The sequence below is a fragment of the Haloferax prahovense genome (assembly GCF_000723845.1).
GTDB lineage: Archaea > Halobacteriota > Halobacteria > Halobacteriales > Haloferacaceae > Haloferax > Haloferax prahovense.
The window spans coordinates 257,450-277,166 of sequence record NZ_LK053002.1 but is presented as its reverse complement, the minus strand read 5'-3'; the positions used below and the strand labels follow the sequence as shown (position 1 = coordinate 277,166).

The 19,717-nt window shown below is 65.8% G+C and carries 20 protein-coding genes; 12 read left to right on the top strand and 8 right to left on the bottom strand.

The genetic code is table 11. The features are described from left to right. Positions 1 to 68: 68 nt before the first annotated feature. From BN984_RS18255 to BN984_RS18245, 3 genes are all read right to left on the bottom strand, one after another. A complete protein-coding gene (locus BN984_RS18255; RefSeq protein ID WP_049968955.1) occupies positions 69 to 944 on the bottom strand; it encodes an amidohydrolase family protein in 876 nt (291 codons plus the stop codon). Positions 945 to 1,087: 143 nt separating this feature from the next. Then, positions 1,088 to 1,615 carry a hypothetical protein gene (locus BN984_RS20025; protein ID WP_244877488.1) on the bottom strand — a complete coding sequence of 176 codons (528 nt, stop codon included), beginning with the start codon at positions 1,613 to 1,615 and terminating at the stop codon, positions 1,088 to 1,090. A 798-nt stretch (positions 1,616 to 2,413) separates the two neighbouring features. Continuing rightward, positions 2,414 to 3,016: a class I SAM-dependent methyltransferase gene (locus BN984_RS18245; RefSeq protein ID WP_049968954.1), complete on the bottom strand. Its 603-nt coding sequence runs from the start codon at positions 3,014 to 3,016 to the stop codon at positions 2,414 to 2,416. 146 nt (positions 3,017 to 3,162) lie between these two features. Here BN984_RS18245 and BN984_RS18240 point away from each other — a divergent pair, with 146 nt between their 5' ends. Continuing rightward, the gene (locus BN984_RS18240; RefSeq protein WP_049968953.1) at positions 3,163 to 3,597 is read left to right on the top strand and encodes a rhodanese-like domain-containing protein; all 435 of its coding nucleotides are present in this window, start codon (positions 3,163 to 3,165) and stop codon (positions 3,595 to 3,597) included. Here BN984_RS18240 and BN984_RS18235 read toward each other — a convergent pair. Further along, the gene (locus tag BN984_RS18235; RefSeq protein ID WP_049968952.1) at positions 3,578 to 4,408 is read right to left on the bottom strand and encodes an alpha/beta fold hydrolase; all 831 of its coding nucleotides are present in this window, start codon (positions 4,406 to 4,408) and stop codon (positions 3,578 to 3,580) included. The genes BN984_RS18240 and BN984_RS18235 overlap by 20 nt on opposite strands. Positions 4,409 to 4,518: 110 nt before the next feature. On the opposite strand from BN984_RS18235, the gene BN984_RS18230 reads away from it, so the two are divergent. Further along, on the top strand, positions 4,519 to 4,986 hold the full coding sequence (locus tag BN984_RS18230; protein ID WP_008093880.1) for an FKBP-type peptidyl-prolyl cis-trans isomerase: 468 nt from the start codon (positions 4,519 to 4,521) through the stop codon (positions 4,984 to 4,986). Positions 4,987 to 5,030: 44 nt separating this feature from the next. On the opposite strand, the gene BN984_RS18225 is transcribed toward BN984_RS18230, so the two are convergent. From BN984_RS18225 to BN984_RS18215, 3 genes are all read right to left on the bottom strand, one after another. Continuing rightward, the gene (locus BN984_RS18225) at positions 5,031 to 5,807 is read right to left on the bottom strand and encodes a hypothetical protein (RefSeq protein ID WP_049968951.1); all 777 of its coding nucleotides are present in this window, start codon (positions 5,805 to 5,807) and stop codon (positions 5,031 to 5,033) included. An 89-nt stretch (positions 5,808 to 5,896) separates the two neighbouring features. Further along, the gene (locus BN984_RS18220) at positions 5,897 to 7,036 is read right to left on the bottom strand and encodes a DUF7118 family protein (RefSeq protein WP_049968950.1); all 1,140 of its coding nucleotides are present in this window, start codon (positions 7,034 to 7,036) and stop codon (positions 5,897 to 5,899) included. A 124-nt stretch (positions 7,037 to 7,160) separates the two neighbouring features. Further along, a complete protein-coding gene (locus BN984_RS18215) occupies positions 7,161 to 7,832 on the bottom strand; it encodes a hypothetical protein (RefSeq protein WP_049968949.1) in 672 nt (223 codons plus the stop codon). 127 nt (positions 7,833 to 7,959) lie between these two features. Between BN984_RS18215 and BN984_RS18210 the strand changes: the two genes are divergently transcribed. The 10 genes from BN984_RS18210 to BN984_RS18165 all read left to right on the top strand — a co-directional run bounded on the left by BN984_RS18210 (position 7,960) and on the right by BN984_RS18165 (position 18,809). Further along, positions 7,960 to 8,832 carry a universal stress protein gene (locus BN984_RS18210; RefSeq protein ID WP_008093872.1) on the top strand — a complete coding sequence of 291 codons (873 nt, stop codon included), beginning with the start codon at positions 7,960 to 7,962 and terminating at the stop codon, positions 8,830 to 8,832. 162 nt (positions 8,833 to 8,994) lie between these two features. After that, positions 8,995 to 9,633 carry a helix-turn-helix domain-containing protein gene (locus BN984_RS18205; RefSeq protein ID WP_004978354.1) on the top strand — a complete coding sequence of 213 codons (639 nt, stop codon included), beginning with the start codon at positions 8,995 to 8,997 and terminating at the stop codon, positions 9,631 to 9,633. A gap of 130 nt (positions 9,634 to 9,763) precedes the next feature. Further along, positions 9,764 to 10,585: an IS5 family transposase gene (locus BN984_RS18200; protein WP_049968948.1), complete on the top strand. Its 822-nt coding sequence runs from the start codon at positions 9,764 to 9,766 to the stop codon at positions 10,583 to 10,585. A 315-nt stretch (positions 10,586 to 10,900) separates the two neighbouring features. Further along, entirely contained in the window at positions 10,901 to 11,944 is a 1,044-nt protein-coding gene (locus tag BN984_RS18195) for an outer membrane protein assembly factor BamB family protein (protein ID WP_049968947.1), read from the top strand. 348 nt (positions 11,945 to 12,292) lie between these two features. Continuing rightward, entirely contained in the window at positions 12,293 to 13,531 is a 1,239-nt protein-coding gene (locus BN984_RS18190; protein WP_049913470.1) for an ABC transporter substrate-binding protein, read from the top strand. Then, the gene (locus BN984_RS18185; protein ID WP_004978357.1) at positions 13,528 to 14,457 is read left to right on the top strand and encodes a carbohydrate ABC transporter permease; all 930 of its coding nucleotides are present in this window, start codon (positions 13,528 to 13,530) and stop codon (positions 14,455 to 14,457) included. Before BN984_RS18190 ends, BN984_RS18185 begins: the two co-directional genes overlap by 4 nt. 1 nt (position 14,458) lies before the next feature. Then, positions 14,459 to 15,325 carry a carbohydrate ABC transporter permease gene (locus BN984_RS18180; protein WP_008093868.1) on the top strand — a complete coding sequence of 289 codons (867 nt, stop codon included), beginning with the start codon at positions 14,459 to 14,461 and terminating at the stop codon, positions 15,323 to 15,325. Then, the gene (locus tag BN984_RS18175; protein WP_049968946.1) at positions 15,325 to 16,476 is read left to right on the top strand and encodes an ABC transporter ATP-binding protein; all 1,152 of its coding nucleotides are present in this window, start codon (positions 15,325 to 15,327) and stop codon (positions 16,474 to 16,476) included. The genes BN984_RS18180 and BN984_RS18175 overlap by 1 nt, the downstream gene beginning before the upstream one ends. Next, on the top strand, positions 16,473 to 17,720 hold the full coding sequence (locus BN984_RS18170) for a CaiB/BaiF CoA transferase family protein (protein WP_049968945.1): 1,248 nt from the start codon (positions 16,473 to 16,475) through the stop codon (positions 17,718 to 17,720). Before BN984_RS18175 ends, BN984_RS18170 begins: the two co-directional genes overlap by 4 nt. After that, a complete protein-coding gene (locus BN984_RS18165; RefSeq protein WP_049968944.1) occupies positions 17,721 to 18,809 on the top strand; it encodes a LeuA family protein in 1,089 nt (362 codons plus the stop codon). It begins immediately after the preceding gene. 33 nt (positions 18,810 to 18,842) lie between these two features. On the opposite strand, the gene BN984_RS18160 is transcribed toward BN984_RS18165, so the two are convergent. Continuing rightward, entirely contained in the window at positions 18,843 to 19,562 is a 720-nt protein-coding gene (locus tag BN984_RS18160; RefSeq protein WP_008093862.1) for a cob(I)yrinic acid a,c-diamide adenosyltransferase, read from the bottom strand. Positions 19,563 to 19,717 lie beyond the last annotated feature (155 nt).

The following is a 19,717-nucleotide window of genomic DNA, read 5'->3' as shown; positions in this document are numbered from 1 at the left end:
CCTGTTTCGTCTTGTCTCGCCCGTTCCGTTCTGTCCCGTCCCGTCTCACTCGTCCGTTCTGCCCTGCCTCAGTCGAGGCCGAGGAACTGCTCCGCGTTCTCCCAGAGGAGCTTTCGCTTCACCTCCTCGGAGGCGTCGAAGTGCTCCTCGAACGACTCGAACCACCGGCCCGGCCGAATCATCGGGTAGTCGGTGCCGAACATCACCTTGTCCTGCAGGACGGTCTTGGCGTAGTGGAGCACCTGCTCGTCGATGTACTTCGGGAGCCAGCCCGAGAGGTCCATGTAGACGTTGCCCTTCTGCTGACAGATGGCGAGCTGTTCTCTCTCCCACGGGTACGCCGGGTGGGCGATGAGAATCTGGAGGTCCGGGTGTTCGGCGGCCACGTCGTCGATGAGCATCGGGTTGCCGTACTTGATTTTCAGGCCGCGACCGCCGGGCGAGCACGCGCCGAGGGTGGAGTTCCCGCCGTGGAAGACGACCGGGACGCCGAGGTCCTCGATAGTGTCGAACAACTCCGCGTGCTCGTCGTCGCTCGGGTCGAACCCCTGCGCGATTTGCTGGAACTTGAACCCCGAGAGACCGAGGTCTTCGACACACCGAACCGCCTCCTCGACGCAGTCGTCTTTCAGCGGGTCCACGCTCCCGAAGCCGACGAAGAAGTCGGGGTACTCGTCTCTTACTTCGGCCACGTAGTCGTTCGGAACCGGCGGGTTCCCGGTGTTCGTCTCGGCGTCCCACCCGAGGAGTACCGCCCGCCCGATGTTGTGCTCGCGGTACTCGGCTATCATCTCCTCGTAGCTCCACGTCTCCATCTCCGCGCCGAACCTGTTCGCCGCGTCCCGCATCATCTCGCCGCCGGCGTCTTCGAGGAACTCCGCGGTCGGTTGGTGGGCGTGCGTGTCGATGATGCGCGGCTCGTCGAGCCAATCCAACACGGTCATTCGTGTATGACCGTCGCGGAGCGATAAAAATCGAACGGACGAATCCGACCGAATGATGGCGCGGCGGCGTTGGCGTACCGCCACGGGAGGCGATTCGACGCGCAGCCCAATCAGTCACCGGCCAATCCGGTTAGGCTCGCCGCTCAGTCGTCGTCTCGGTTCGAACCCTCCCCTTCGTCCTCGGCGAGGGCGCGCGTTCGCGGGTCGATGGCGGGGTCGCGCTGCTGCTTTCGAGCCCGACGCTTCGCCGCCCCGACCAGCGAGTCGTCGCCCGATTGCGTCTCGACGAACGTCTCGTCGCCGATGGCGCTCTCTGCGATGTCTCGAAGACTTCCGGGCTTCTCGCGGTCGCCCGGTGACCGACTCCGGGCCCGCCCGCCGCCGCGTCCCGACCCGTGGACCTCTTCATCCGACGACGCGAGCTGAGTGAACTGCGTCGCGTCCGTTATCATCAGCTGTACTTGGTCTTTCGCGCGGTAGTGGTGGTCCTTCGCACCGGCGAACTCGAACCGCGCGCCCTCGCCGAGGTACGGGTGGCTCACGCCGTCAGGGACGACGAACACGACGCCTTCGGGTGCGCTCTCGTCGGTGAGGTAGCCGAGGATGTCCGGCGTCTCGTGGTCGTTCTTGTTGACCCACGCGACCTCGTTGACGGTTGCCTCCACCGTCACGTACGCCCCACTCCCGGTGAGTTCCGAGAGCGTTCGAGTTGGGTTCCGAGTCCCGGTGTCGCCTGAATCTGTGTTCGAGGCCGCTACTCCTTCTCGATTCGCCAACGATTCCGTGGCCTTGGAACTTGGGCTCGATGGGTCGTCTCCGATCGAGGCGAAAAGGTAGTTCACCTCGTTGCCGCGCCCTCTCATGTAATTCGAGACGGTGATATTGACTCGTTGGGGACCCGACGAAGCCGAGAGCGAGCTGTCGTCCTCAAAAATACATTTCACGTCAGAGTCGGACTCGGCTGATTGTAGAAACCACGCATCGTCGCGCTTTTCGACGGTCACCTCTCCCGTCGAACCCGATTCAGTTAACCAGTCCGTTGACATACTATCGGTTCGAACCCGAAAGAACATATGTGTTTCTCAGATTAGAGAATTAAATCCGGACGAGCCGGTAGTCCGACTTCGTGTCCGGGACATCGTTCGAACCCTATTTGCTCTCGCCGACCGGCTGGTCCGGGGGAGCGTTGAAAATAATATCATTCGAACATTTTCTCAAAAGAAGACAGCGCGTCACCAGGCAGTATCGTAACAAATATTTAGATAATCTACATTTCAAATATATATTGTGTTTCTAACGCTACTGTCGTCATTCTGAAAAAGCGGGCTTCTATCGGATGTGGACGCAATTCAACTCGGACAGGAAAAGACGAGTATTTTGGAAACTCACTTTAATTTATTTCATTTCGGTCGCCATGGCGCTTATCTGACATCCTATGTTACTTCCGATTTAGTGTGTTGGTTTTGTTATTATTCCATTCCTTTCTCCGGATACGACTGCGCGCCACCCCTCGTGTTCCGCGCGATAATTGTCGCTGTCGCGGAGCGTCGGTCGTCGCGGAGTTCGGTCGATTCATCGTAGTAGAGCACGGTGAGGTCGAGACAGGCCCGGAGCAGTTCGTTCGAATCGAAGCGGTATCTGTCGGTGCTCGGCCCGACCGTCGCCGGCGGGTCGGCCCGCAGGTGGTGCTGGTAGAACAGGACGCCGCCGGGTTTCAGCGACGCTTTGATGTCCGCGAGGCGGTCCAGCGTCCGGAAGTAGCTGATGGTGACGAGGTCGTACGTCGACTCGGAGAAGTCGTAGGTCGTCGCGTCCGCCTGAATCGTCTCCACGCGGTCGGCGAACCCGCGGGACCGAGCGCGCTCTTCGACGATACTGAGCCCCTCGCCCGACTGGTCGAGCGCGTCGACGCGATAGCCGTTTTCCGCGAGAAAGAGCGTGTTGCGGCCGTTCCCGGCCGCCACGTCGAGGGCGCGACCCTCGGGCAGTTCGTCGAGGTACGACCGTAACACCGGCGACGGCTCGGGGTCGGTCGGGTACGTTCCGGTCCGGTAGCGCTCGTCCCACTTCATGAGGGCGCTACGCGGACCGCCGTGTTCAAGCTACGGCGTCGTTCCCGGCGGACGGGACGGCGTCGAACGCTCACGCGGAACCACCGGCGGAGCGCCGGGACGCCGGAAGCACCAGCGCTTTCCGCGTCAGCGACGTGGAGAGAGCCGTGACCACGATTCGCCCCGACGAACTCGACGCCCGCCTCGCCGACGGCGACGACCCCTTCATCCTCGACATCCGCCCGGAGTCGAACTACCAGCGCGGCGCAATCGACGGGAGTCGCGTGAGCGTCAGCGAACGTGACTACGTCGGGGAAGTGAATGGAGCGAACGGACCGGACAGGAGCCGCAACGTCCCCGTCTACGACGACCTCCGGTCGGGCGACGACGCCTCGCTTCGAGGTCGGCTGGACGAGATTCCGCGGGACCGAGACGTGGTCGTCGTCTGTAAGATGGGCATCGTCGCGAAGCGGGCGACGGAGCTCCTCCGCGAGGAGGGGTACGACGCGGCGACGCTCGCCGGCGGCATGAGCGGGTGGAACGGCTACCAGCGCGGGTCACTGAGCTACAAACTTCGGTCGCTCATCTGGCGACTGTTCTGAGGCCGTCGAGGAACTCCCGAAGGGCGTCCTCGAAGAACGCGGGGTTGTCGAGGTTCGACGCGTGGCCCGCGTCGGGAACCGCGCGGACCGTGACGGTCGGAATCCCGTCGCCGAACGCCGCGGCGTGCCTGCGCACGAACGGGAGTTCGTTCTCGCCGTACAGGACCAACGTCGGGACGTCGATGTCGCCGAGGACGACCGACGAGTCGGTGAACCGACTGACCGCCCGAATCACCTTCGCGAACTCGTCGGTCGCCATCGGCGGGCCGCGCTCCCGAAGACGCTCGACGTTTCCGTAGTCGCCGCCCGCGGGCGTTCCCGACAGCCGCTCTTGGAACCAGACCATGACCTTCTCGACGCGCTCGTAGCCGACGAGTCGAACGAACGGAATCGTCAACCGGGGGACGACGAGTCGCTGGAACTGTTCGAGACGGTCGAAGACGACCGGGGAGAACGTGTCCGCGAGAACGAGCCCCGAGAGCCCGTCGGGATACCGCATCGCGTATGCCTGCGCGACACAGCCGCCGGTCGAGAGTCCGCAGACGACGGGCCGGTCGAGGCCCAACTCCGAGACGAGCGCCGCGAGGTCGTCGGCGAACAGTTCCATCGAGTACGTCGCTGGCTCCGAGCCGCCGGTCCGGCCGTGTCCCCGGACGTCGTACGAGACCGTAGTGTAGTCGTCGCACAGCGCCTCAGTCTGGCGGTCCCACTGGCCGTGGTCGAGAATCGCCCCGTGAACGAAGACCACCGGCGGTCCCTCACCCCGCCGTTCGTAGTAGGTGTCGATGCCATTTGTTCGAGCGAACGCCATGCTATCTAGTGGCGCGCGGAGAGCATGAGCGCGCGCCTCGATGTAACAGATAGATTATACTCTCGTCGGCAGTACGGTCACTTATCCGTCTCCGGCAGAGAGTAGGCGGTATGACGATAGAAACCGGCGACTCCGTTTCGCTCGAATACGTTGGAAAGCTCCCCGACGGCACGGTCTTCGACACGTCGCGTCAGGACGTGGCCGACGCCGAAGGACTCTCCGAGGCGCAGGGCGACCGCGACTACGAGCCGCTCGTGGTCGAAGTCGGCGCGGGAACCGTCATCGAGGGCCTCGACGAGGCGCTCGTCGGCATGTCCGTCGGCGACGAAGAGAGTATCGAGATTCCGCCGGAGAAGGCCTACGGCGAGCACGACGAAGACCTCATTCGCGAGCACGAGACCGAACAGCTCCGCGAGGTACTCGGCGACGAGCCCGAGGAGGGACTGTACGTCCAGACCCAGCAGGGCGGCCTCGGCGAAATCGTCCACGCCGACGACGACGTGGTCCGCATCGACTTCAACCACGAGCTCGCCGGCGAGACGCTCGTCTTCGACGTCGAAATCGTCGACGCCAACTGAACTGAACTGAACCGCGGTCTCGCGGTTCGACCGTTCTTCTCCCGCTACTCGCGCCACCATGCGACGGCGTACAGCACTCCGCCGACGAGAATCAAGACCGCGCCGACGCCGGCAACGCCGAGTCCGACGACGAGCGCGGCCCCGAAGCCGAAGTCGTCGACGTGCCCGTAGACGGTGATGCTGTGGAGCGTTCCATCCTTCTCGACGAGCGCCGGGAGGCGGTCCACGAAGGCGTCGTTCACCCGCGGTCGGTAGCCGAAGTCCTCGTCAGAGGAGTTCCGAAGGATTCTATCGACCGTCTCTCTCGCCTCCGGCGAGAGGTTCTCGTAGCGATACGCCCCTCGCTCGACGGTGGCGTTTGCGACGCGCTGGAGTGTGGCGTTTCGCGCGGTGACGACCGAGCCGTTTTCTTCCACGCTGAACCGGTAGTACTGCTGGCGCTCGCCGTAGGCGTCGTGGACGTACGTGTTGTTCCGCGCTATGGCTTGGAGGTCGGCTCTCGCGCCCGCCGCCGCGGTCCGGGCGGTGCCGTTCCGCATCGCCGCCGCCAGCGTCTCGCGGGTCTCGTTCGGCGCGCGGTACCCGCCGGCCGAGTACCGGTGGCTGACTTGGTGCACCGAAATCGAGACCGTCCGCCCGTGGCGACTCACGATAGTCTCGACGTCCGATTGGTTCGCGAGCGACACGGTCTCGGCTCGGTACGACTGCGAGGTTTGCGGCGGCGGCGACGTCGCCCCCGCGAGCGCGGGCAGGTACACCGGCGCGGGGAGACAGACGAGGCCGACCACCGCGAGGATGAGGGCGAGTTTCCGGAGACGCATCGTCGGAAGTTCCGCCGAGCGCGGTAAGTGTTTTTTTGTCGCCGTCTCGCTCGCCTCACGGTCCCATCGCCGCGGTCGCCGGGCGACGCTCAGTCGTCCAGTCGCGAGTGCGCGTCGAGGCAGTCCCGAACCCGCTCGCGCTCCTCGCGGGCCGAAGCCAACTCGTCGGCCACGACGCCCCGCCGGAGGCGGTCGCGCTGGTCGTCGGTGAGTTCGGCGCGGGCGACCGCGGCGTCGCGGAGGCGGTCGTAGGACTCCTCGTACGTCAGTTCGTGGACCTCGCGGACCCGCGCGACCGTCTCGTCGCCGGCGAACCGATTCACCACGGCGACGAGTTCCTTCGTCCGCCAGCGGAGTTCCGAGGCGGGCTCCGGCGGCCACGACACGGTCAGCGGGTCGGCGTCGAGCGTCTCCAGAAACCGCTTGTTCGTCCCGACGGTCGCGGAGAACCGCTTGGGGTCGTCCACGTAGTGGTCGAGTTTCGACCGCGAGTAGCCGGCGTACTCGACGAGCGTTGGAATCGGCTCGTCGCCGATGGCGGCGGTTTCGAGGTACTCGCGCAGTCGCTCAGGGGGACTGGGCGTCTCGACGAGCGGATAGGACTCCGCGGCCGCCAGCCACGCGAGCACCTCGCGGGCGGGCGACTCGGCGCGGAACCGGTCGAACGCCTCGGCCACGGCGTCGTCGTACCGCTCGATGGGGTCGCGGAGTTCGTCCACCGGCGCGTCGATGTCGACCTCGCCGAGCCGCTCTACGCGTTCGAGGCGCTCGATTCGCGCGTCGAGTTCGTCCGCGCGCTCCTGCACTCGGCGACGGGCGCTCCGGTAGTCGTCTTTCGCCTCGTCCAGTTCGTCGAGGAGCGCCGCCTCCTCGCGGGCGGGGCCCAACTCGCGTCTCGCCTGCTCGAAGTCCGACGCCGACAGCGACGACGTGATGCCGGTGGTGAGCGACTCGTTGGCGGCGATGAAGGCGTCGCTGTGGCGCACGTCGGCGGGAACCTCCTCCAGCCGGTTCGACAGCGTCTCGCGGAACGCGACGTAGCCTTCGAGGTCGTCGGTCGCCCGCTCTTCGAACCGGTCGAGAATCCCCGTCACGTCGCTGACGGCTGACGAGAGCGTCCGAAGCTCCTCGCGGCCGATTTCGTCGACCGTCTCGCGTCGGCCGCGGAGGGTGTCGGCCGCCGTTCGGAGCGCCGCTACGGGGTCGTCGGCGAGCGCGGCGTCAGTCACGCCGCGGCACCTCGGGAGGGCGGCCCGTGCGCGGAATCGGTGTCATGCCCGACGAGTCGGTGCGCGAGGGTTGAAAACTTGGTGACCGAGGAAGACAGGACGGCAGTGGGTCGAGGAAGCCGAGTCAGCGCCGGTCTCGGCCGGTCGCCACGTCGAACGCGGCGGCGAGCGCGACCGCGAGCACGCACAGCGCGACCGACGGCGACAGGGAGAACAGGTCGACCATCCCGGGGAACGTGGCGACGACGAGGAGCGAAACGGCGTAGTAGACGCCGGCCACCGCGGCCGACGTACGGGCCGGCGCGGCGCGCAGTCGAGGGAGCGCGAGCATCGCACAGAGCGCGACGCAGCCGGCGACGACGACCGAACCGGGGAGCCCCGCTCCGGCGAGGTCGGCGCGCGCGCCGAGGAACGTCCCGAAGCCGAGCGTCGCGTTCAGATAGGCCGCCCGGCGGGCGAGAAAGCCGTACCCCGCGTCGGGGCCGAGGCCGATTTCGTTGTCCTCGATGCGGTGCCACGGCGCGCCGACGGAGACGGCGTTCATGCGGAGCGCGCCGATGGCGAGGCAGGCGACCGCCAGCGAGACGACGGCCGCGGTCGTGACCGCCACGGGCGTCGAAACGGTCATGAAGGCGACCCAGAGCATCGGGAGCGCGAGGAGTAGGTGCTGTCCGAGCCCGAAGTAAATCGTCGCGTCGAGCCACGCGTCGACGCCGGTTTCGTCGTCGTCGCCGCCCTGTCGGCGGTGGCGTCGCGTCCGCGCGCCGCCGTGCGGAGACTCGTCTGTCGGTGCCATGACCGTCCGATTGTGACTGTCGAGTGATAACTGTGTGGTGCGGTTGGAGCTAGCGCCCCCGACGATGGCCGGTTCGCGGTCGCCGTCCGGCGAAAGGACTTACCGGCGACCGGGTGTATGACAGGCTATGTACGAGCGCATCCTCCTGCCCGTCGACGAGAGCACGTCGTCGAGCGCGGTTCTCCACCACGCCAGCGAACTCGCCCACTGGGACGACGCGGAGATACGACTGCTCTTCGTCGCCGACACGACCCGCGACAGCGTCACCGTGGTCGGGAACGACGTGGTCGACGCGCTCGAACGCGAGGGCGAGAGCGTCGTCGATGAGGCGGCGGAGACGCTCCAAAACCTCGGCGTCGATTACTCGACGGACGTGGTGCAGGGCAACCCCGCGCCCACCATCGTCGAGTACGCCGAGGAGTACGACTACGACCTCGTCGTGATGCCGACCCGCGGGCGCAAAGGCATCTCTCGACAGCTCCGCGGGAGCGTCACGGAGAAGGTCGTCCGCCTGTCGGACCGGCCGGTGCTCACCGCCCGCATGAAGCCCGACGAGGAGCTGACGTTCCCCTACGAGCGTATCCTCATCCCGACCGACGGAAGCCGCTCCGCGAAACGAGCGACGAGCCATGGCCTCGCACTCGCAGCCGAACTCGACGCGACGGTTCACGTCCTGTCGGTCGTGGACGACTCCGCGCTCGGCTTCGACGTTCGGTCGATGCTCTCCGGCGAAGAGAGCGAGCGCGGCGCAAACGAGGCGATTTCGAAGGTCGTCGAGGAGGCGAACGAACGCGGCGTCACGAAGCTCGCCGAAACCATCGAACACGGCTCGCCGAGCGAGGCGATTCGGGAGTACGTCGAAGGTAACGACATCCACGCCGTCGTCATGGGGGCCACCGGGCGGAGCGGCGTGGACCGAATCCTCCTCGGGAGCGTCGCCGAGCAGACGGTTCGGAGCGCGCCCGTCCCCGTCATCACGGTGTCGCCCGGCGAGGAGTAGCCGGGACGAATTGGAGGCGGCGGACCGCCCAACGCGAGCGGGTAGGCCGCCCGGATCGGGATACAGCTATTACCCGCGGGCGACGTATCGGCGTAGTAACGTGGTCGAACAGGACCGTCCCGGACGCCCGCCCAGCCCCGACAGCCGGAGGTCCCGGTAGCGATGCTTCGCGCGACCATCCTCCTCGAACTGAACGAGGACTACGTGCTGTCGCACGTGAGCGACCTCGTCGACGGGCCGGTCGTCGTGACGAACTGCGAGGTGCTCGGCGAGACGGACATCCGATTCGTCGTCGACGCCGGGGAGCACCGCGACGAGATGGCCGAACGGCTCGCCGCCAGCGAGGTCGTCCGCGACCTCGAACTCGTCGGCGACGACCAACTGCTCATCACGAAGCGGTCGTCCGGGGCGCTCCCCGTCATCCGCGAGAACCACGGGATGCTCCAGCGGATGAGCCAGTTCTACGGTCGCTCGCGCGTCTTCGACGTGGTCGTGTTCCGGCGGGCCGACCTCAAGGCCATCATCTCGGGGCTCCGGTCGCTCGGGACCGTCGAACTCCGCCGGCTGAAGCCCTTCGTCGGCCCTTCCACGCGGCTCTCGAAGCGGCAGGCCGAGGTCGTCGGCTACGCGCTCGAACGTGGCTACTACGACTGGCCGCGGGGCGTCACGGTCGAGGAAATCGCGGCGGCGTTCGAGGTGAGCCGACCGACCGTGTTGGAACACCTCCGGCGGGCGGAAAAGAAACTTCTCAGCGACGCGCTCGCCGATGCGACGACGCCCGCGAACCCCGACAGCACCTGACCTCAGCCGAGTCCGACTGCCTCCGGCGCACGCTGCACCCCGAATTTTGAGCACCTAGTACACCTGAAACACGTCACCGGCTCTGTTGAAATCCTCAGAGGGTTACAGGTTCGCCCGGTAGTTTGACCGAATGCAGGCCCTCCCGAAGTCGCGGTTACTCCGGTTTGTTGAGCAGGCGTATCACTTGGCTCGGCGAGCTGTCGCTCGGTACTCCTCGAAGTTCTCGAAACGCCGGTACACACTCCACCAACACATCGTTCTGCTGTGTCTCAAGGTTCGGAAGAATACGACGTACCGAACGCTTCTCGACGAACTCATCGAGATGTCCCGGATTCGGAGCGCCATCGACCTTGAGGAACTTCCGTCTCCCTCGACGCTGTGTAAGGCGTTCAATCGGCTTGATATGGCGGTTTGGCGTGTCCTACTCAACCTTTCGGTCACACTCCTCCCGACCAACGGTGTCGTTGGTATCGACGCCTCCGGCTTCGACCGGAGTCACGCCTCAAAGCACTACACGAAGCGAACGAAGTTGACGATTCAGCAGTTGAAAGTCACGCTTCTCGTAGACACGAAAGTGAACGCAATCATCGACTTACACGTGACGACCACGCGAAAACACGATTCACAGATTGCGCCGTCGCTCACCAAGCGAAACACCGGAGAAGTAGCGGTTCTTCTTGGCGATAAGGGATACGACGACCAGAAGATTCGGGCGTTAGCCTGTGAAACTGGTGTTCGTCCGGTCATCAAGCATCGAAAATTTTCGTCGCTTCACAAGGCGTGGAACGCTCGACTGGACGCCGATCTCTACGGTCAGCGCAGTCAGAACGAGACCGTAAATTCTCGCCTCAAACGCAAGTACGGGGCATTTGTCCGCTCACGGCGCTGGTGGAAACAGTTCCGTGAACTCGTTGTCGGCTGTCTCACTCACAACATCGACAAGGCACTCTGAACGTTAGATATAGATACCGCGTTCAACAGTGTGCCCCCTGCTGATGAAATCGGAATTTGAGTCTGCCCAAGGCTTATCAGAATACCGAGCAGAAATCAGATCATGTCTTATCGAACCTCTCGACGGCGATTTCTCTCCAGAAGCGGGACGGTACTAACGGCCGGGGTTGCGGGGTGTCTGGGGAATAACTACGGTGAACCAACAGACACCAGTGACTCCCGAGGCCAGGGTCCAGAGAGCCAGGATGAGACCGATTGGCCACAGAAGGGATCGAATCCCGGACACAGTGGCGTCACGACGGCGAGGGGTGTACCGATGGACGGTGAGGTCGACTGGTACGTCTCCAACAAGCGCACCGGCGACCCCGTTGTCGCTGGCGGCAACGTCTTCCACTACGAGTATCCTGTGGGAGATTCCGAAGAAACCCCTCGACTTGTCTGTCGTGACGCCTCTGACGGCGACGTCACGTGGACACAACCGATGGAGGCAGGTGGTACGCCCGTCGTCGCCGATGGGTTCGTTGTGGCTGCCGGACGGAGCGGCATCGTCGCGTTTCGAACCAGCGATGGTGTAGAACAGTGGCGCCACGAATTCGATACTCGTACCGCACGAGCATCGACGGTAATAGACGGAACGGTGATTGTTTCGACGCAGATACTCCGCCAGAACAACCGGAAGGCCGATGTCCGCGCGTATCAGGTCGCCGATGGCACACGACGCTGGAAACGCTCCTCGCCGAAGTGGCAGGCGACTGTGGCCGCATCGGACGACACCATCTTCTCCCTCTCTGCCGAATTCCAGGTCGGCACGGTACTAACGGCCCGCGATCTCGCCGACGGAAGCGAGCTGTGGGCTGTCGAGTTCGACGATAATGGCATTCCGGAGGGACCGGTCGTGAGTGGTGATACGGTGTACGTCGCACCTGACGATGAGGGTGTCTTCGCGCTTGACACGACGAGTGGTGACCAGCGCTGGCACTACGGGGCTAAGACATCGAACATCGTCGGGATCGCTGCGAGCGACGAATCGGCATACCTCTACGATAGCGGAAGGCTACGAGTCTGGGATTCGAACAGTGGGACTGAACGATGGTCGGTGTCGATAGGAGATGAGCAGCATGTCTCCGTGCCATCGACCGGAGTGGGCAGTGAAACGATCTATCTCGGGACTGGCGGGATTCCGGCCGACTTCCTCGCGCTCTCCCGGTCGGATGGAAGTGAACGCTGGCGCTCTCACTTCCCTGAGGTCACGATTGCGGATTATGTCACGTCAGGGTTAGAGGGACAACCGGCTGTCGTCGATGGTGCCGTCTACGCAAATGCGGCCGACGGCCTCTACGCGTTCGGGCAAGCCCAATAGCGATTCCGGTAGGATGACTGAGAGATATGGTGTTCGCAATGCGCACGGATGAGAAAGTATAGATTCTTTGGCAGAGCGAACGGTAATCGGTTCGCACACCTACCTAACGGCTATTCCAGCGAGACAAATGTTGGAACGATAGGATTTCAACAGAGCCACGTCACCATATCTTCGAAAACCAATATAAAGAGCCAACAGGTGTAGGCACTACTCCCGTGACCTCTAGCGGTGTACGTATTGTTTGCAATTACCATGATGAATGGGAATCACTCTCGTGGTGGTGACGGGCGGAAAACGCGCGGGTCGTCGCGCCGGACGTTCCTCGCGGCGGTCGGGAGCGCGGCGGCGGTGACGACGGCGGGCTGTCTGGGCGGCGGCGGTGGCGGCGGCTCCAACGAGCCGATTCGATACCTCTCGGACCGGGGCGACTCGAAGGACGTGATGGACGAAATCATCGCCGAGTTCGAGGAGGAGACAGACCACACGGTCGAGATGATTTACACGGCGAAGGGGACCTCCTCGGACGCCGAGATGCAGAAGATGGTCGCCGCTGGCAACCCGCCGGACCTGCTTTTCGACACCTCGACAGACGCGTATCGGCTCCAGCGCGACGGCGTCCTCGCGCCCGTCACGGGGGCGGTTCAGGACAACGACCTGCCCGACCCGGTCAGCGTCGGCGGCGAGTCGTACTTCGCGGCCGCGATGGTCGAACCACTCATGGGCTGGTACCGAAACGACGTGTACTCGGAGATGCCCGCGTCGTGGAGCGAGTGGGTCGAGGCGGCCGGCGAGGTGTCGGCCAACGAGTCGATGGAGGGCTACGTCATCCAGTCGGGCCAGACGAACAACGCCGACACCCAGATGACGCAGTACCTCTGGCAGAACGACGTGGAGATTTACGGCGGCCCCTCCGACGGCATCGAGGTCAGACTCGACAACGACGACAACCGACAGGCGGCCGTCGAGACGTTCGAGTGGGTCCAGTCGATGGCCGAACACTCGCCGAACGGCTCGGGGTGGGCGTGGGGCGACGCCATCGGCGCGCTCCAACAGGAGAACGCCGCGGCCATCGCCAGCGTCGGCGGCCTCCCCATTCTCACGATTCAGGCCAACCGACCCGACCTCGTCGAGAATCTCAGCCCGATGCCCTTCCCCGTGCCGAGCGGGGCCGCACAGGACAGGTGGTGGGCGTACATGGAGGGTCACCTCGTCCGCAACGACGGCCAGAACACCGAGGGCGCGCAGGCGTTCGTCGACTTCTTCACGAGTTCGTCGCGCTTCTTCGACTTCGTGCTCTCCGCGCCGCTGTTCCAGTTCCCGCCGACGCGGGAGCAACTCGACGCGCCCGAGGTGGCCGAAAACGAGGTCATCCAGCAGCACCCCGACGTGATGAATCTCGTCCGCGACAACTGGGACGCCTTCACGAGCGTCCTCGCGACGGGCGACGACGGCGCGCCGAACATCGTCGCGGCCGACGCCTACAGCGAACAGCTCTTCGGACAGGCGGCTGACCAGCTTCTCGTCGGCGGGCTCACACCCGACGAAACGGTCGACTGGTTGGCCGAAGAGCTCCGCGGGTTGCAATGAGTACGGCCCTCAAATCGCGGTTGGCGGCCGCCGGGTCGGCCCTCCGAGAGCGTGACGTGGACGGCACGACGCTCCTGTTGGCGGCGTGTTTCGTCCCGATGCTCGCGTTCTTCGTCGTGGTCTGGGTCATCCCCATCGTCTACGCGCTCGGGATGAGCCTGTTCGCGTCGCCGGTGCGGAACCCCGAGTTCGTCGGCCTCGGCAACTACGCGGAACTCCTCGGAAACGGCGCGTTCTGGGGCTTCCTCTGGAACAGCGTCGTCTACGCGGTGGCGACGACGGGGCTGAGCCTCGTCATCGGGCTGGGGCTCGCGCTCGTCATCAACCAGCGCATCCGCGGCGGCGACGCCCTGCGGACGCTGATGATTTTCCCCTACCTCCTGCCGACGCTCGTCGTCATCTTCATGTGGAAGTTCATCCTCGACCCCAACATCGGGATTCTGAACCAGTTCCTCGTCGACGCCGGGCTCATCGACAAGCCGATAGCGTTCTTTTCGACCCTGGAGTTCGCCATGCCGGCGGTCGTCGTCACGAGCGTCTGGAAGTTCGCCAGCTTCGCCTTCTTCATTCTGCTCGCGCGCCTGCAGGCAATCGACCCCGACCTCTACGAGCGGGCGCGGGTCGAGGGCGCGACGACGTGGCAGGCGTTCCGCGACATCACCTTCCCGCACCTCCGCGGGGCGATCCTCATCATTCTCCTCGTCAGGGGTATCTGGATGTTCAACAAGTTCGACATCATCTACCTCTCGACCCGCGGCGGCCCGCTCCAGCAGACGACGACGCTCCCGATTCGCGTCTACCAACTCGCGTTCAGCGAGGTGAACTTCGGCATGGCGACGGCGCTCGCCGGCGTCATGTTCTTCCTCCTCGCCGGCGTCGCGGTGGTCTACTTCCGGGCGTTCGCCCCCGAAAAGGAGGTGGCGTGAGATGGCGACATCGACCGGTCGCAGCCTCGTCTCCCACGACACCCAGAAACGCCTCCAGCGAATCGCCGTCTACCTGACGGCGCTTCTCATCTCGGTGTTCACCATCATCCCGGTGTACGTGATGGTGGTCATCGCCATCCAGTCGCCGGCGACGACGTTCGCCGGCGGGCGGGTGAACCTGTTGCCCACCCAGCCGTCGCTCCGGAACTTCCTCGTCCTCCTCGGGTCGACCGACACGGTCCGGTACTTCGTCAACAGTCTCGTGGTCACGCTCGGTTCGACCGTCCTCTCGACGACTATCGCGGTCGCGGCGGGCTACGGCCTGACGCGCTTCGACTTCACCGGGAAGTCGCTGGCGGCGCGGGCGGTGCTGTTCTCGTACATGTTCAGCCCCATCGTCCTCGCCATCCCGCTGTACGTCGTCTTCTCGACGCTCGGCCTGCTCAACAGCCACTTCGCGCTCACCCTCGCGCTGACGGCCATCTCCGCGCCGTTCTGCATCTGGCTGATGTGGCAGTACTTCCAGACCGTCCCCATCGCGCTCGAAGAGTCCGCGTGGGTCCGCGGCGCGAGCCGCTGGCGCACGGTTAGAGACGTGGTCCTGCCGGTCGCCCGCCCCGGCTACATCTCCGCGGCCATCTTCGCGTTCGCCGTCGCGTGGAACGACTTCACCATGGCGCGCGTCGTGATGAGCCGCGACGAGATGTACACCATCACCGTCGGCGCGTCGCTGTTCTTGGACCGCGTCAGCATCGGCTGGGGCGAGACGATGGCCGTCTCGCTTCTCATCTCGATTCCGCCGTTCCTCATCGCACTGTTCCTGCAACGATACCTCCTCCAGGGCTTCAGCGTTGGAGGCCTCGAATAATGGCAACCAGCATCCACCTCGACACCGTCAGAAAGGAGTTTCGCACCCTCGGAAACACGCACGTCGCCGTCGACGACCTCAGCCTCGACATCCCCGAAGGCTCGTTTACGACCTTCGTCGGCCCTTCGGGCTGCGGGAAGACGACGACCCTGCGCATGCTGGCCGGGCTGGAGACGCCCACCTCGGGCACCGTCTCGTTCGGCGACGAGGACGTGACCGACCTCCCGCCGCAGGAGCGCAACGTCTCGATGGTGTTCCAGTCCATCGCGCTCTACCCGCACATGTCCGTCCGCGAGAACATCGGCTACGGCCTGAAGATTCACGGCGTCCCGAAGGCCGAGCGCGACGAGCGCATCGACGAGGCCGCCGAGGTCCTCCAAATCGAAGCGCAGTTGGAGAAGATGCCCGCCGAGCTCTCCGGCGGCCAACAACAGCGCGTCGCCCTCGGCGGCGCGTTCGTGCAGGACCCCGACGTGTTGCTGTTGGACGAGCCGATGTCCGACCTCGATGCGAAGCTCAAATCCGACCTCCGCGTCGAGATTCAGCGACTGCATCAGGAACTCGACACGACCGTCGTCTACGTCACTCACGACCAGACCGAGGCGATGACGATGAGCGACCAGGTGGTCCTCCTGCGCGACGGCGAACTCGCGCAGGTCGACCCGCCGAAACAGCTGTTCGACTACCCGAACTCGGAGTACGTCGCGCAGTTCATCGGCATGCCCTCGACCAACGTCGTCGACTGCGCGGTCGAGCACCGCGACGGCGAGACCGTGCTCGTCGGTCCCGGGTTCGAGCTTTCGCTCCCGGCCGGCGTCGACGCCCCGACTGCCGGCCGCGTCAGACTCGGCATCAGGCCGCAGTACCTCGATGTCGGCTCCACCGGGGCGTGTCGGCTCTCGGTCGACGTGGAGGTCGTCGAGACGCTCGGCACCGAGTCCGTGGTCCACGGCCGCCTCGAAGACGGCACCCCCTTCGACGTGGTCAGCGACGCCGTCGACGACGCGGTCGCGGGCGACCGCCTTGACGTGTCGTTCGACCTCGCCGACGCGTTCGTCTTCGGCGAGGACGGCGAGACGATACTCTTCGGGTCTGAACGCGCCGGCGAGCGCTCGTCGTCGCCCGCGGGGACGGGGGGCGTCACTCCATGAGCGGCGACAGCGCCGAGCGCGCCGAGAGTACCGAGACTGCCGCGGGCGCGACCGCGTCGGCGACGCGAGGACTCCCGCTCGACGGCGTGCGCGTGCTCGAACTCGGCCATATCATCGCCGGGCCGTTCTGTTCGATGCTCCTCGCCGACCTCGGTGCGGACGTCATCAAGGTCGAACACCCGGAGGGCGGCGACCTCATCCGCGGGTCGTCGCCGGTCGGAAACAGCTCGTTCAACTACGTCAACCGGGACAAGCGGAGCCTCACGCTCGACCTCAAGTCCGACGCGGCACTCGACGCGTTCTTCGACCTGCTCGACGAGACCGACGTGGTCGTCGAGAACTACGCGCCGGGAACCGCCGAACGGCTCGGCATCGGCTACGAGCAGTTGAAAGAGACGCATCCGGGCCTCGTCTACTGCTCCATCAAGGGGTTCAATCCCGGCCCCTACGAGTCGTACCCCGCGCTCGACCCCATCGCGGAGGCGCTGTCGGGGCTGATGAGCGTCACCGGCCACGAGGGGATGCCCCCGGTCCGGTCGGGCACGAGCATCGCCGACATGGCCGCGTCGTTCTACGGCGCGATAGCGGTCCTTGGGGCGCTCTACCGCCGCGACCGGACCGGAGAGGGGTCGAAGGTGACCGCACCGCTGTTCGAGTCCACCGTCTCGATGATGGGCTACTGGCTCGCGTACACCGAGGCCTACGACGACGTGCCGGGGCCGATGGGCGCGTCGCACCCCAACTGGGCACCCTACGACGTGTTCGAGACGGCCGACGACGAGTGGGTGTTCATCGGTCCTTCGGGTGAGCGTCAGTGGGCGGCGCTCTGCGAGGCGCTCGGCCTCGACCTCCACGAGGACGACCGGTTCGACACGCTCCCGGGCCGCCGGGAGAACCTCGACGAACTCATGGACCTGCTCCGCGCCGAGTGCGAGACCCACGACGCGGCCGACCTCGTCGCCGGCCTGCGCGAGGTCGGCGTCCCCGTCGCCAAGGTGAACTCGATGGACGAGGTCGCCGAGGACCCGCACCTGCGGGCGACCGACTTCTTCACCGAGGTCGAGACCGCCGAGGGAACGTCGCGGTCGGTCAGCGTCCCGCGGTTCCCCGTCGTCGCCAGCGGCTTCGACCGTCCCGAATCGACCGACCCGCCGAAGCTCGGCGAGCACACCGAGGCGATTCTCTCGTCGCTCGGCTACGACGACGCCGACATCGACGCGCTCCGGCGCGCGGGAGGGGTCTGAATGGCCGCCGCGGAGCCGGTCCTCCTCGACGTGACCTGCCGCGAGGGCGAACAGCGACCCGGCGCGTCCTACACGACGGAGCAGAAGGTCGCGGCCGTGCGCGCGCTGTCCGACCTCGGCGTCGACTACGTGCAGGTCGGCTTCCCGATTGCGGGCGCACAGACCGGAGCGGTCTGCGACGCCGTCGACGTCGAGACGAAACTGACGGGCATCGCCCGAGCCGTCTCGAAAGACGTCGAGGCCGCGGTCGACGCCGGCGTCGACGTTATCGACGTGTTCGCGCCGACCAGCGAGCGACAGCGGACCGAACTGCTCGGGAAGGACGCGGACGAACTGCGCTCGCTCGTCGGCGAGACGGTCGATTCCGCGACCGAGACCGGGCTGGAGGTCCACTTCACCGCGATGGACGGCTTCCGGACCGACCCCGCGTTCCTCGACGGCCTGTTCGACTCGATAGACGCGACGTACCTCACTATCGCGGACACCGTGGGCTCGAAGACGCCGTTCGAGGTCTCGTCGTTCCTCCACGACCTCGACACCGACCCGACCCGCCTCGGCGTCCACTTCCACGACGACCTCGGCGTCGCCACGGCCAACGCGCTCACCGCGGTCGCCCACGACGTGCAGAAAGTGGACGTGTCGGTCGGCGGTATCGGCGAGCGCGCCGGCAACGTCCCCGTCGAGGAGTTCGTCGTCGCGGCCGAGACGAGCCGCGCCGTGAACCGCCCGGCGCTCGCCCCCTCGACGCTCATCCCCCGGGCGAACGACGTGTTGACGGCGCTCGGCGAGTCGGTGCCGGCGGAGAAATCGGTGCTCGGGTCGGACGTGTTCTCCCACGAATCCGGGCTCCACACCGCGGCGATGCTCGACGACCCGGCGACGTTCGAGCCGTTCGACCCGGCCGCGTTCGGCGGGTCGCGGACGCTCTACTTCGGCCCGCAGAGCGGGACCGGCGCGGCCCGGCGGCTCTTGGAGCGGGTCGGCGACGACCCCGACGAAACGCGGGTCGCGGCGCTCGTCGAGACGCTCCGGTCGCTCGACGAGCCGGTGCCGACCGACGAGGCGCTGGACATCGCCCGACGGCTCTGAGCCGTCGGCGCTCCGTCGGACTGGCCGACGCGCTCAGTATTCAGTTCCTTTTCTCGCGCGCTGGCCGGCGTCGATGGGGTGTTTCTCCTTTCGAACGTTGGTTACGAGGTCCGCGGCGTCGGAGACGTAGGTCGGTTCCTCGTGGCTCCCGGTCAACACGAGTTCGAGATGCTCGGGCTTTCGCTCCACGAGGTCGAGCACGTCTTCCTCGTCGAGCAGTCCCATCGCGACGGCGTAGAGGAGTTCGTCGATGATGAGGAGATGGACGCCGTCCTCCGGCGGGCCGTCGAGGGCGAGCGGTTCGGTGAGGTCGGCGTCGGCCGCGGCGTCGACGAGTTCGCGCGCCCGGTCGAGACCGGCGGCGACCTGCGCCTCGTGGTCGGCGTCGTCGCTCCCGTCGGCCATGCCGGCCCAGCCGTAGTGGCCGAGGTTCTCGAAGGAGAAGCCGGGCATCGCCGCGATAGCGTTGTACTCCCCGCGGACGGCCTCGACGGAGTCCGCGCCGCCCTTCAGGAACTGGAGCATGTGGACGCGGTAGCCGTGGCCGGCGGCGCGGAAGCCCATGCCCATCGCGGCCGTGGTCTTGCCCTTGCCGTCGCCCCACCACACCTGCACGAGGCCGAAGTCGTCGGGCGCGGCGGGTTCGATGGCGGCCGCTTCGGGGCGGACGCCGCGGCCAGGGGTGTTCGCTCGAACCGAGTCGGGGGTGGTCTCGTCGTCTGTCTCGGGATTTCCGTCGGATGCGTCGGTCATCGTTGAGTGTGAATCGGTGTCGCGTCGGGGTCGGATCGGTGCGGATCGGTCAGGCCCGTCCCGCCCCGCGTGGGTCGGTCGTCGGTCGGTGCTTGTCGCGGCTTCGTATATAGGGGTTCGCCGCCCTCGCTCCCGCGCTCTCACGCCCTCGCGCT